Source organism: Streptomyces cadmiisoli (assembly GCF_003261055.1).
GTDB lineage: Bacteria > Actinomycetota > Actinomycetes > Streptomycetales > Streptomycetaceae > Streptomyces > Streptomyces cadmiisoli.
On record NZ_CP030074.1, the window covers coordinates 650,844 to 664,285 of the forward strand.

General features: G+C 70.2%; 10 protein-coding genes. 9 read left to right on the forward strand and 1 reads right to left on the reverse strand.

Annotated elements, in window-relative coordinates:
- Positions 1 to 17: 17 nt before the first annotated feature.
- Positions 18 to 617 carry a CGNR zinc finger domain-containing protein gene (locus DN051_RS43485; RefSeq protein WP_425471810.1) on the reverse strand — a complete coding sequence of 200 codons (600 nt, stop codon included), beginning with the start codon at positions 615 to 617 and terminating at the stop codon, positions 18 to 20.
- Between the two features lie 42 nt (positions 618 to 659).
- Here DN051_RS43485 and DN051_RS43490 point away from each other — a divergent pair, with 42 nt between their 5' ends.
- From DN051_RS43490 to DN051_RS43535, 9 genes are all read left to right on the forward strand, one after another.
- A complete protein-coding gene (locus tag DN051_RS43490; protein WP_053764251.1) occupies positions 660 to 1,454 on the forward strand; it encodes an MBL fold metallo-hydrolase in 795 nt (264 codons plus the stop codon).
- Between the two features lie 92 nt (positions 1,455 to 1,546).
- A complete protein-coding gene (locus tag DN051_RS43495; protein WP_246041216.1) occupies positions 1,547 to 2,314 on the forward strand; it encodes an MIP/aquaporin family protein in 768 nt (255 codons plus the stop codon).
- Positions 2,315 to 2,497: 183 nt separating this feature from the next.
- On the forward strand, positions 2,498 to 3,583 hold the full coding sequence (locus tag DN051_RS43500) for a trypsin-like serine peptidase (RefSeq protein WP_162625204.1): 1,086 nt from the start codon (positions 2,498 to 2,500) through the stop codon (positions 3,581 to 3,583).
- A 644-nt stretch (positions 3,584 to 4,227) separates the two neighbouring features.
- Positions 4,228 to 6,501, forward strand: coding sequence for a M4 family metallopeptidase (locus DN051_RS43505; RefSeq protein ID WP_246041217.1), 2,274 nt, complete (start codon positions 4,228 to 4,230; stop codon positions 6,499 to 6,501).
- A gap of 636 nt (positions 6,502 to 7,137) precedes the next feature.
- Positions 7,138 to 9,066: a maleylacetate reductase and hydroxyquinol 1,2-dioxygenase domain-containing protein gene (locus DN051_RS43515; RefSeq protein ID WP_112443237.1), complete on the forward strand. Its 1,929-nt coding sequence runs from the start codon at positions 7,138 to 7,140 to the stop codon at positions 9,064 to 9,066.
- Between the two features lie 16 nt (positions 9,067 to 9,082).
- A complete protein-coding gene (locus tag DN051_RS43520) occupies positions 9,083 to 10,846 on the forward strand; it encodes an FAD-dependent oxidoreductase (protein ID WP_053756313.1) in 1,764 nt (587 codons plus the stop codon).
- A 2-nt stretch (positions 10,847 to 10,848) separates the two neighbouring features.
- A complete protein-coding gene (locus tag DN051_RS43525) occupies positions 10,849 to 11,607 on the forward strand; it encodes a CoA transferase subunit A (protein WP_053756321.1) in 759 nt (252 codons plus the stop codon).
- On the forward strand, positions 11,604 to 12,245 hold the full coding sequence (locus DN051_RS43530; RefSeq protein ID WP_053756314.1) for a CoA transferase subunit B: 642 nt from the start codon (positions 11,604 to 11,606) through the stop codon (positions 12,243 to 12,245). Before DN051_RS43525 ends, DN051_RS43530 begins: the two co-directional genes overlap by 4 nt.
- Complete coding sequence (locus DN051_RS43535; protein ID WP_112443238.1) at positions 12,242 to 13,432, forward strand: thiolase family protein; 1,191 nt, start codon at positions 12,242 to 12,244, stop codon at positions 13,430 to 13,432. Before DN051_RS43530 ends, DN051_RS43535 begins: the two co-directional genes overlap by 4 nt.
- Positions 13,433 to 13,442 lie beyond the last annotated feature (10 nt).

Consider the following 13,442-nt stretch of genomic DNA (forward strand, 5'->3'; position numbering starts at 1 on the left):
TCCTCTGCTCGCAAGCGTCATGGGGTCGCCGAACGGGTACGGCGGGCATAGGCGCGGGCCGCGCGGGCGCGGTCGCCGCAGCGCGTCGAGCACCAGTGGCGGCGTCCGTGGCGAAGCAGGTAGCGGTTGCAGGGGTTGGATCCGCACGCCGTGAGCCGTTCGGCGTCCGCTCCCGTCAGCAGGTCGGCTGCGTCCGAGGCCAGGCGGGCCAGGGCGTGGTCGACGATCTCACTGCGCGGTCGGGCAGCTGTGCGGTGCAGCCCGCTGATGGGGTTCCAGCTCAGCAGGGCCGCGGACGGCGCACCGGTGAGGGCGTCGTTGAGGGCGTCGAGAGCGTCTTCGGACGCTGGGCCGCCGTGGATGCTCGAGTCGATCAACGAGCGGATGTGTGCGCGCAGACCGTGGAGGCGCGCTGCGTCGTCGCCGTCCAGGACGGCGGCCGCCGGCGCGAGATCGTGCCCGGCGAGCCACTGACCGGCTGCGACGGGAGTGTCGAGCAGGTCCACCGATTGGCCGCTGGTCAGGGCGACGACGCTGTTGGCGAGGTCGAGTGCCGGGTACTGCGCCGCACCCGGCGCGGGCTGGACGTTGAGCTGCTCTGCTGCGATTGCCTCCATGTGTCTCATGGTACGGCTTGCGGGTATCCGTGAGAGCCGCTTATGGTTGTCACGGATACCCGTTCCCCTATCCGTGAGGTGTCTCCCGTGCAACAGGTTCCGATCACTGTCTTCGGCGGTCCTACGGCTCTCATCGAGTACGGAGGTCTGCGGTTCCTGACCGACCCGACCTTCGACGGCCCTGGCGACTACGAGCTGCCCGGTGGCCTGGTGCTGACCAAGACAGCCCCGTCCCCGATCGCACCGGCTGAGCTGGGTCCGGTCGACGCCGTCCTGCTCTCGCACGACCAGCACGCCGACAATCTCGACACCTCCGGACGAGATTTCCTCGCCGGTGTGCCGCTCACCGTCACCACCGCCGACGGTGCGCAGCGCCTCGGTGGCACGGCTCGCAGCCTTGCCCCCTGGGCTTCCATGGAACTCCCGCGCAAGGACGGCGGCACGGTGACGGTGACCGCCACCCCAGCCCTGCACGGCCCGGAGGGGGCAGAAGCGATCGCCGGTGAAGTGATCGGGTTCGTCCTCACCTCCGACGGCCTGCCCACGGTCTACGTCAGCGGCGACAACGCCTCCTTGGACCTGGTGCGGCGCATCGCCGACCGTTTCGCTCCGATCGACACGGCGGTCCTCTTCGCCGGCGCTCCTCGCCTGCCCGTTTTCGACGGTGCGCTGGTCGTCCTGGACGGTGACGGAGCCGCCGAAGCCGCTCAGATCCTCGGTGCCCGGCGTGTGGTGCCCGCGCACTGCGACAGCTGGGCCCACTTCACCGAGGACCGCGACGATCTTGTCCGGGCCTTCACGTCCGCCGGCATCGCGGACCGGCTCCAGCTGAGCTGAGCTCGCGGCCGGAGCAGCTCGGCCGCGTTCAGCGGGGCTGCGGGCCGACCGTCATCTCCGGACGGGCGGAGAACCCTCCCTCGGGAGGGCTCGTGCCCGTCCCCGTCCGAGGCAACCTGTTGAGCACTTCCCCTGCGGTACTCCGCCACAGTGCCGTAGAGCTGGTACTGACCTTCCTTCTCCTGCTCAGTGTGACGACCGTCGTACGCTGGGTCATCGGTTCACCTGCGGTCTCCTCGGCGATCCCGGAGGTCCGCCTCCAGCTGCTCGCCGTCGGCGCCATAGTCGGCATTCTCATCACGGGACTGGTCCTCAGCCCTCTCGGGAGACAGTCCGGCGCCCATATGAACCCGGCGATCTCCTTCGCGATGTGGCGTCTCGGTCTCCTCCCGGGCGCGGCAGTGGTGCCCTACACCGTGGCTCAGCTCTCCGGATCCTTGCTCGGCGTGTTCGCGGCGCGAGGCATTTGGGGCCGTAGCACGAGCGCTCCGCCGGTGACCTACGCCGCTTTGCAACCCGGGCCCGGCTGGTCGGCCGCCGAGCTTTTCGCGGCCGAGACGTTGTCCACGGGTGTCATCGTGCTGCTCGTGGCGGTGTTCACATCAGTCCGCCGGCTGACGCGCCACACTCCCTACATGGTCGGCACAGTCGTGTGCCTGACCATCACTCTGCTGGGCAACAGCACCGGCGGCAGCACGAACCCCGCCCGGCAGTTCGGTCCGGCGCTGGCGTCGGGACAGTACAGCTTCCTCTGGGTCTATCTGCTGGCGCCCGTTCCGGGAGCCGCCTTGGGGGTCCTGGCAAGGAACCTTCTGCTCAAGCGGACGGCGCGCACGCCGGCCGCGGGTGTCCCGACCTGATCGCCAGTCGCGCCGGAGGAACCCTCGCGAGCACGGCGCGACAGCCCCCGCTGACGCCGCGGCTCGGGCGGTCACGGCGATGGGCAGGCCCCGCAGTTCGGCGAAGCAGCAACGTCGCGAAGCCGAACGATATGTCAAACAAACGCTGACAGGTTGCTGATCTTCGGTGCGTAGGTTGCGCGTATGACGACACCTCACCGTGCAGGACGCGCCCTGCACGAAACCCGCAAGATCGCAGGCACCGCCGCCATGACCGGAGTGGTTCTCAGCATGGGGGCGCTGGTGTCAATGCCGCTCTCGGCCACTGCGGATGTCCCGCGGGCCTCCCGGGCGACGGCGGATGTGGCTACCCACTCACAAGCCGTCAGTGCGGCAGCTCAGAAGAAGGTGCTCGCCTACTGGACGCCGCGACGGATCGCGGCGGTGACCGAGCCGGTCACCGGACAGCGCCCGGTCAAGGGTCCTGACGGCGCGCCCTGGACCAGGCAGAACCACGTCACCAAGACGGTGGGCAGATTGTTCTTCACCGACCATGGCGAGGACAGCAGTTGCACCGCCACCGTCGTGGCGAGCGCCAATCGCAGCACGGTGGCAACGGCCGCCCACTGCGTCAACAACACCAACCTCCTCGGTGAGGACAATCGGTGGGCGACGAACGTGATGTTCGTTCCGGGATATCACGACGGCAGGGCGCCCTACGGGAAGTACACGGGTCGTATGGCGGTCACCGCCGCCACCTGGCTGAAGAACGATCAGCAACAGGAGAAGTTCGGTAAGTACGACCAGGCCTTCGTGGTTCTCAACCACGGCCCACGTGGACAGCGACTTCAAACCGCGGTCGGTGCCGCCCAGAAGATCGGCTTCAACCGTCCGGGCAGTGCGCGGGTCTACCAGTTCGGTTACCCCCGCGCCGCGTCGGATCCGGCTCGGGAGGGCCTGCCCGAATACACCGGAGCGCGGCTTGCCTACTGCACGGGCGAAGCCAAGCAAGCACTCAGCACCGCCGACGTCTCCATCGCCAAGGGCTTGTGGGGCACCAAGTGTGTGATGGGTGGCGGCGCCAGTGGCGGTCCACGGATAAGTGCCTTGAACGTGCGGTCCGGGCTGGGAACGGTGGTCGGCGTCAACACGGAAGGCGGTTACCTCGACCGCGCCAGCAATCACTGCGGCTACGCACCGGCGGCCGGCTGCACCCGGCACCTCATCGGCCCGCAGTTCACCAAGAGCATCACAGAACCGCTGTACAAGCGCGCAGCGCGGGGCTTCTGAGAGCGACTGCCGGGCGGCGCGACGATCAGCCTGACGACAACCTGCGACTCGCGCGGCCGTGACTGCTGAGACCGCGCATCGTCGCTGTGGGACATCCGGCCGGAGCGGCGGTAACGGCACCGCTGACCGTGCTCGGCCGGCTGTCCGAACCGGGCTGCTCCCGAGGCTGTCTCGACCTGGCTGAAACCATCGTCGGTCACAGCGGCGGAGCTGCGCGCCTCACGCCTTGAGCAGGGAATGGTGCACAGATGTGCACCATCCGGGCGGCGCTTCCGGCTTTCGCCATGGCTGAATCTCGCCCCAACGAAGCGTCAAGTCGGCATTTCCGTCCGGTAAATCCGCTTGTTGCCGACAGGCGTCCCGTCGCCCGCCCGACAGGCAGATGACCGGCTTTCGGACATTGATCTCCGAGATGGTGACAGCGAACGGGCCTGCTGAAACGATCCACCACGGCCTGCGAGCACCACGCGCACCTCATCACCCGCAGGCTTCCTCACCCTTCCCTGTCACCGCTCGCCGGTCGCTCATGCGGTCGGGCACTAGGAGTTGCACGAGTGACGAACCATCAAGCCGCCTCTGACGCGACATCGTCGCCGAGACCCGCGCACATTCGCCGCACACGTGGGCCACGCGGCCTTGTCCCGGTGACCGCCGCCGTGGCCCTGGCCGCACTGCTGACGCCCCTCCTCTCGCCCGACGTCGCGTCCGCGGCACCCGAGGACGACGGGACGGCACCGCAGAGGATCGTGGCGAAGGCCATGGCCGGGGCGCGCCCCGTCACCCTTACCGCCGCGCAGCGCGAGCAGTTGCTCGAAGCGGCGGCCGATGCCGGTGCCACCACCGCCGACGCCCTCCGGCTGGGCGGCAAGGAGGCACTGATACCCAAGGACGTCATCAAGGACGCCGACGGCACAGTGCACACACGTTACGAGCGCACGTATGCGGGACTTCCCGTGCTCGGCGGTGACCTCGTGGTCCACGAGAGGGCCGGCGGCCGCACCGTCAGCAAGGCGTCCACCGCGCGAATCGCGGTGCCCAGCACGAAACCCGCCGTCAGCGCCGCCGAGGCGAAGAAGAGTGCCCTCTCCGCGGCCAAGGGCGCCCGGACCCAGGACCCGGCGGCGGCCGGCTCTCCCCGCCTCGTCGTCTTCATGGGCGACGGCAGCCCCGTCCTCGCCTGGCAGTCCTTCGTCACCGGCACGCAGCCGGACGGCGTACCCAGCCGTCTGAGCGTGGTGACGGACGCTGCTACCGGCGCGCGCCTGCAGAGCGTCGAGCAGATCAAGGCCGGTGCCGGCCACAGCCAGTACAGCGGCCAGGTGCAGATCGGGACCGTGAACAACGGTGGCGTCTTCGAGCTGACCGACCCGGAACGCGGTGGCCACGCTACGTTCGACATGACCGGTGTCGGCGGTTCCGGCACCCTCGTCACCGACGATGACGACAACTGGGGCGACGGCACAGTCGCCGACCGCCAGACCGCCGCCGTGGACGCCGCCTATGGCCAGCGTGAGACCTGGGACTTCTACAAGGAGCGGTTCGGCCGCAACGGCATCGCCAACGACGGCGTCGGCGCCCGTTCCCGCGTCCACGCCGGCAACAATCTGGCCAACGCCTACTGGGACGATCTCTGCTTCTGCATGACCTACGGCGACGGCCGGGACAACGCCCACCCGCTCACCGAACTCGACATCGCCGCCCACGAGATGACCCACGGCGTCACGTACGCCACCGCCAACCTCACCTACGCGGGAGAGTCCGGCGGCCTCAACGAGGCGACCAGCGACATCATGAGCACGGCCGTGGAGTTCTTCGCGAACAACACCGCCGACGTGCCCGACTACACGCTCGGTGAGCTCGCCGACGTCCGCGGCACCGGCAAGCCGTTGCGCTACATGGACCAGCCCTCCAAGGACGCCCACCCCGACAAGGGCACCTCGCTGGACTACTGGACGCCCCAGCTGAAGAAGGAGGACGTCCACCACAGTTCCGGCCCGGCGAACCACTTCTTCTACCTCCTCTCCGAGGGCAGCGGGAAGAAGACGATCAACGGCGTCGCCTACGACAGCCCCACCTACGACGCCCTGCCCGTCACCCCGATCGGCCTGCGCAACGCAACCGACATCTGGTACCGGGCCCTGACCACGTACATGACGAGCAGCACCGACTACGCCGGGGCCCGTACCGCCACCCTCCAGGCGGCCGCCGACCTGTTCGGCCAGGGCAGCGCCACCTACGAAGCGGTCGGCAACGCCTGGGCCGCGGTCAACGTCGGCGCCCGCTACGTCAACCACATCGCCGTCACCGCGCCCTCCACCCGCCCCGTCGCCGTCGGCCAGCCCACGAGCCGCCAGATCGAAGCGGTCGGGTCCAGCCCCGGACGGCTGGCCTACTCCGCACACGGGCTGCCCAAGGGCCTGTCCATCAACTCGCGCACCGGCCTGATCAGCGGCACTCCGAAGAAGGCGGGCACCTTCAAGACGGCCGTCACCGTCAAGAACACCGCCCAGCGCAAGGCCAAGCACACGGTGCGCTTCGACTGGCCCGTGCTGGCCTCCGGCGGACGCTTCTTCGTCAACCCGGCCCGCTACGACATCCCCAAGTGGGGCACGACCGAGTCTCCCCTCGTCGTCACCGGCCGCAAGGGCCACGCGCCCAGCGACCTCGAGGTGACCATCGACCTCGTCCACCCGTGGGTGGGCGGCCAGATCGTCACCCTGGTCAGCGAGAACGGGACGGAGATCCCGGTGAAGCCCTGGTACTGGGACACCGGCGAGGGTGAAGTGCACGCCACGTACACCGTGGACGCCTCACAGGTCCCCGCCAACGGCACCTGGAAGCTGAGGGTCACCGACAACACCCCCGGCATCTTCGACCCGGACCCGGGCTATCTCGACCGTTGGAGCCTGACCTTCTGACTCCGATGAAGTTCGATGTGCGGCCCGCGCCGAGCCGGTGCGGGCCGCACATGAACTTCCCTCCCACCCAGGTGGCTGACACTTCATGTGAGAATGCGGCGATGGTGCGGCCGGCGAAGCGTGTGAGGCGGACGGCCATGTTCGTGGCCGACGTCAGCAACGTCGAGGACGACGCTCTACGGCATCGCAGATGCCGCGACACCGACGTATGACCTGGTGAAGGGCGAAGGCCTGTGGGTCTCGCGCGACGGCGGACGCGAGTGGCGACGCCACGAGCAGCGCGAGCCGAGGGACGAGGGCGAACCCACAGGGGCCGGGCAGTTGCGCTGAGAACCGGTAGTTGCTTCTCGAGGCGCCGACCATACGGTCCCTGATCGGGATCAGTGTGCTGTCTTGGACATGATGGCGTTCTGTTGGTGTCCAGACGAGTCCGGCGACGACTCGGAGGCTGTCGCCCCCGTGCTCCTGGCGGCCATGTCGGCAGGCCGGCCGCCTTCGCCACGCGACACCCACCTCCGCCATGCGTCTTTCGTGCAACGGCACGCCCCGATCGTGCAGGAGTTCACGCACCTGTAACCCGCAGACTCGGTGGCCAGGCACAACCGTGATTCTGCCGACACGCGGAGGCGATAGACCATGCGGACGTTCGTGCACACTTCCCATCCGGCACGGGTGATCTTCGGTCCCGGTACCGTCGGTGAACTCGCCGAGGAGGTACGACGGCTCGGTGGCTCCCGGGTGCTGCTGCTCTCCAGCCCGCCGCTCGCCGAGGCGTCCGCGCGGGTCCGGCACGCTCTGGGCGACCTGCTGGCGGCGGAGTTCGACGGCGCCGCCATGCACACGCCGACCGAGGTGACGGACGCGGCGCTCGCCGTACTGAAGGAGGCGGGCGCCGACTGTCTCGTGTCGGTCGGCGGGGGCTCGACCACGGGCCTGTCCAAGGCACTTGCCGTACGCACGGACCTGCCGCAGGTGGTCGTACCGACCACGTACGCCGGATCCGAGGTGACCCCCGTGCTCGGCGAGACGCGTGACGGTCACAAGGTCACCCGGTCCTCGGCCGCGATCCTGCCCGAGACCGTCGTCTACGACGTCGACTTCACGCTCTCCCTGCCGCTGCCCATGTCGATCACCAGCGGTGTGAACGCCATGGCGCATGCCGTGGAGGCGCTGTACTCCGCGGACGCGGACCCGGTCACCGACCGCCGTGCCCTCGACGCGATCTCGCTCATCGCTCGGGCGCTGCCCCGGCTGGCCGCCGACCCCGCCGACCGGGAGGCGCGGGCCGACCTGCTCCAGGCCGCCTGGCTCGCCGGTACGTGCCTGGCCACGGTGGGCATGGGCCTGCACCACAAGCTCTGCCACAGCCTCGGCGGCACCTTCGGCCTGCCGCACGCCGAGACGCACACCGTGATCCTTCCGCACGCGATGGCCTACAACGCGCCCGCCGCTCCGGACGCCATGCGGCGCATCGCCCGCGCGCTGGACGTGCCCGACGCGCCGAGCGGCATGTACGACCTGATCGCCTCGCTGGGCGGACCGACCTCACTGCGAGACCTGGGGATGCCCGAGTCCGAGCTGGGCCGCGCGGCCGGGCTGGCCGTGGCGACGCCGTACCCGAACCCCCGGGAACTGACGGTCGAGGGCATCGAGGCCCTGCTCGCAGACGCCTGGCACGGCCGCCGTCCCCGGAACCCCACCGCCACCGAGACCACGCCGGCCCGGCTCCTGGAGCAGGTGGTCGCGAGTTTCGCGCAGGCGCCCGACGCCCGTGTCCGCACCCTGCTCACCGGCCTCGTACGGCACCTGCACACCTTCGTGTCCGAGCAGGACGTGACCGAGGGGGAGTGGCAGTACGCGATCGACTTCCTCACCCGGACGGGAGAGGTGTGCAGCCCGACCCGGCAGGAGTTCGTACTCCTCTCCGACGTGCTGGGCGTCTCCAGCGCCGTGGACCTGCTCACCAACTCCCGCACACCGGACACCACACCGTCGGCCGTCCTGGGCCCCTTCTACGTGGAGGGACCGCCGGAGGCCGAGCACGGCACCGACATCTCCGGCGGCCTGCCCGGCACCCCGCTGTGGGCGGACGTGCGCGTGACCGACACGGCCGGTGTGCCGGTGAAGGACGCGGTCGTCGACGTATGGCAGTCCAACGAGGACGGCTTCTACGACGTTCAGCTGCCGGAGCTGGAGGGACCCGTCCTGCGTGCCCGGCTGCGGAGCGACGCCGAGGGGCGGCTCACGTTCTGGTCGATCCTGCCCTCGGAGTACCCCATCCCGGAGGACGGCCCCGTGGGACAGATGCTCGCCGCGGTCGGCCGCCATCCCTACCGGGCACCGCACCTGCACTTCATGATCGACGCGCCCGGCCACCGCCGCCTGATCACGCAGCTGTTCGTGGCCGGCGGTTCGTACCTCGACGGAGACACCGTCTTCGGTGTGAAGGACCAGCTCATCGTCGACTTCGTCCCGCAGGACGGTCCCACCCCGGACGGCCGCGGTGTCGCCGGTGAGTGGCGCCGTCTGGACCACACCTTCCGTATCGCCCCTCTGACCGACTGAACGAGGTAGCCCACTCATGACCCGCACGGAGACCTACGACACCGACGTCCTGGTCGTCGGCAGCGGCCCCGCCGGTGGCTCGGCCGCCCTGTTGCTGGCCACCTACGGCATCCGCACCCTCCTCGTCACCAAGTACGGCTGGCTCGCCAACACCCCCCGGGCGCACATCACCAACCAGCGCACGATGGAGGTCCTGCGCGACCTGGGCGTCGAAGCCGAGGCGATGGCGCACGGCAGCCCGTCCCAGCTCATGGGGGACACGGTGCTGTGCACCGCGCTCACGGGCGACGAGATAGGCCGGATCCGCAGCTGGGGCACGGGGCCCGGCTCCCTGACCGAATACACGTCGGCCAGCCCCTGCCAGATGATCGACCTGCCGCAGACCTACCTGGAGCCGATCCTCACCACCAACGCGGCGGCCCGCGGCGCCAAAGTCCGCTTCGACACCGAGTTCCTGAGCCTGACGCAGGACGAGGACGGGGTCACGGCCCTGCTGCGCGACCGGGTCCGCGGCGACGAGTTCACCGTACGGGCCCGCTATGTGATCGGCGCCGACGGCGGACGCAGCGCCGTCGCCGAGCAGATCGCCCTGCCCATGGACGGACGCATGGGCAAGGCCGGCAGCATGAACATCGTCTTCAAGGCGGACCTGGCCCAGTACTGCGCCCACCGCCCCAGCGTCCTGTACTGGGTGCTGCGGCCCGGCGCGGCGACCGGCGGCATCGGCATGGGCCTGGTCCGCATGGTGCGGCCGTGGAACGAGTGGCTGCTGGTCTGGGGCTACGACATCGAGCAGCCGCCGCCCTCGGTCGACGAGGAGGAGGCGCGCCGGATCGTGCGCGATCTCATCGGCGACCCGGACCTGCCCGTGGAGATCACGTCCACCTCGCTGTGGACCGTCAACCACACCTATGCCTCGGCCTATTCGTCGGGGCGGGTGTTCTGCATGGGCGACGCCGTGCACCGCCACCCGCCGTCCAACGGACTCGGCTCCAACACCTCGGTCCAGGACGCGTACAACCTGGCCTGGAAACTCGCCATGGTCGTCCGCGGCGAGGCCGAACCGGGGCTGCTGGACAGCTACTCGGCCGAACGTGCCCCCGTGGGCCGGCAGATCGTCGAGCGCGCGAACCTCAGCCGCGACCAGTTCGGACCGGTCTTCGAGACGCTCGGCGTCGGCGCCGACAGCGACGAGCGGACCATCGCCGAGGGGATCGCCGCACTGCGGGCCGGCACCGCCGAGGGCGCCAAGCGGCGCCGGCAGCTGGAGGACGCGATCCAGCTCAAGAACTACGAATTCAACGCGCACGGCGTCGAGATGAACCAGCGCTACGTCTCCGGCGCGATCGTCGCCGACGACACCCCCGCCGAGCTGTGGGAGGACGATCCGGAGCTGGTGTCCCGTCCGACCACCCGCCCGGGTGCCAAGCTGCCGCACGCGTGGCTCGTGGACAGCAAGGGCGAGCGCGTGTCCACGCTCGACGTCGTCGGCAAGGGTGTGTTCACCGTGGTGACCGGACTGTCGGGCGGGGTCTGGGACGCGGCGGCGGAGGCCTGCCGCGACGAACTCGGCATATCGCTGCCCTGCGTACGTGTCGGCGACGACGACTCCCGTGACGCCTACGGCGAATGGAGCAGGGTGAGCGAGACGGCCGAGGACGGCGTGCTGCTGGTGCGTCCGGACGGCTACGTGGCCTGGCGCCGCGGCACCGCACCGGAGACCGCGGCGCAGGCACGGGACGAACTGCTCGCCGCACTGCGCCGAGTGCTGGGGCGGTGACCATGGACAAGCAAGTGGCCACGGCCGCACAGGCCATGGCGGACGTCACGGACGGACAGTCCTTCGCCGTCGGCGGCTTCGGACTGAGCGGAGTGCCCGAAACGCTCATCGGCGCGCTGTACGAGTCCGGCGCGGCAGATCTCACCGTCGTGTCGAACAACTGCGGTGTCGACGGACGCGGTCTCGGCGTGCTGCTGGCGGCAGGCCGCATCAGCCGGGTCACCGGCTCCTACATCGGTGACAACAAGGAGTTCGCCCGCCAGTACCTCTCCGGTGAGCTGGAGGTCGAGCTGATCCCCCAGGGCACGCTCGCCGAGCGCCTGCGGGCGGGCGGCAGCGGCATCCCGGCGTTCTTCACACCGGCCGGTGTCGGCACCCCCGTGGCGGAGGGCGGCCTGCCGTGGCGGTACGCCCCCGACGGCTCGGTCGCGGTGGCCTCACCGCCCAAGGAGACGCGCCTGTTCGACGGCGTGGAGCACGTCCTGGAGCACGCCGTCACCACGGACTACGCCCTCGTCCGCGCCGCCCGCGGCGACCGGCACGGCAATCTCGTGTTCCACCGGGCGGCCCGCAACTTCAATCCGCTCGCCGCCATGGCCGGCCGTATCACGGTGGCCGAGGTGGAGGAACTCGTCGAGCCGGGCGAACTCGACCCCGACGAGGTGCATCTGCCGGGCGTGTTCGTCCAGCGGGTCGTGGCACTGACCCCGGAGCAGGCGGCGGACAAGGGCATCGAGAAGAGGACGGTACGCGAGCGATGAGCTGGAGCAGACAGGAGATGGCGGCACGAGCCGCACGCGAACTGCGCGACGGCGACTACGTGAACCTCGGCATCGGGCTGCCCACCCTGGTGGCGGACTTCCTGCCGGCGGGCGTGGACGTCGTCCTGCACTCCGAGAACGGTCTGCTCGGCGTCGGACCGTACCCGGCGCCGGACGAGGTCGACCCCGACCTGATCAACGCGGGCAAGGAGACGGTGACGGTACGACCGGGCGCGTCGTTCTTCGACTCCGCGCTGTCGTTCAGCATGATCCGCGGCGGGCACATCGACGCCGCCGTCCTCGGCGCGCTGCAGGTCTCGGCACGCGGTGACCTGGCCAACTGGGCCGTCCCGGGAAAGATGATCAGAGGCATGGGCGGCGCCATGGACCTCGTGCACGGCGTGGGACGGGTCGTCGTGCTGATGGAGCACACCGCCAAGGACGGCAGCTCCAAGATCGTCGAGGAGTGCACGCTCCCGCTGACGGGACGGGCCTGCGTCGATCGCGTCATCACCGACCTGTGCGTGCTCGACGTCACCCCGGAGGGACTCGCCCTTGTCGAGACAGCGCCCGGTGTGACGGCGGAGCAGGTGGTCGCCCTCACGTCCGCATCCCTCATCGTCAGGAGCCCCCGATGATCGAACAACCGCGTGACGTGTACATCGTCGACGCCGTACGCACCCCCTTCGGCCGTTACGGCGGCGCCCTGTCCGGCATACGCCCGGACGACCTGGCCGCCGGCGTGCTGCGGGCCCTCGTGGAACGCAGTCCCGGCCTCGACCCGGCCCGCATCGACGACGTGTTGTTCGGCAACGCCAACGGAGCCGGCGAGGACAACCGGAACGTGGCGCGGATGGCCGTCCTGCTGGCCGGGCTGCCCGTCAGCGTGCCCGGCGCGACGGTCAACCGGCTCTGCGGTTCCGGCATGGAGGCCGTCGTCCAGGCCGCCCGGGCCATCGCCCTCGGCGACGCCTCCGTAGCCGTCGCCGGCGGCGTGGAGTCCATGAGCCGCGCCCCCTGGGTCCTGCAGAAGCCGGACCGGGCCTTTCCCGCCAAGGACCAGCAACTCCACTCGACCACCCTGGGCTGGCGCATGGTCAACCCGAACATGCCGGCGGAGTGGACGATCCCCCTCGGTCAGAGCGCGGAGCTGGTGGGCGCCAAGCACGGGGTGACGCGCGCGGAGCAGGACGCGTTCGCCCTGGCCAGCCACCGCAACGCCGCCGCCGCGTGGCGCGACGGCCTCTACGACGGCGAGGTCGTCGCCGTCGACGGCGTGGACCTGTCGCGCGACGAGAACATCCGCGACAGCACCTCCCTGGAGGCCCTGGCCAAGCTGAAGCCGGCGTTCGCACCCGAGGGCACCATCACGGCCGGCAACGCCTCACCGCTGAACGACGGCGCATCCGCGCTGCTCCTGGCCGACGAGGAAGGGCTCGCGGCGATCGGCCGAGAACCGCTGGCCCGGGTGCGGGCGGCGGCGGTCACGGGCATCGAGCCGCAGTACTTCGGACTCGGCCCGGTGGACGCCATCCGCAAGGTCCTGACCAAGGCCCGGGTCGACGCGGCGGACCTGCGCACCATCGAGCTCAACGAGGCCTACGCGGCCCAGGTGCTGTCCTGTCTGGCGGCGCTGCCCGAGCTCGACCGGTCCCTCGTCAACCCGCGCGGCGGCGCCATCGCCATCGGACACCCGCTGGGCGCTTCCGGGGCGCGCGTCGCGGGCGCGGTCGCCCACCAGCTCGCCGCGGCCGGTTCGGGTACGGGCTTGGCGGCGCTCTGCATCGGAGTGGGGCAGGCGCTGGCGCTGGTGCTCGAGCGCTGACCGGGGGAGG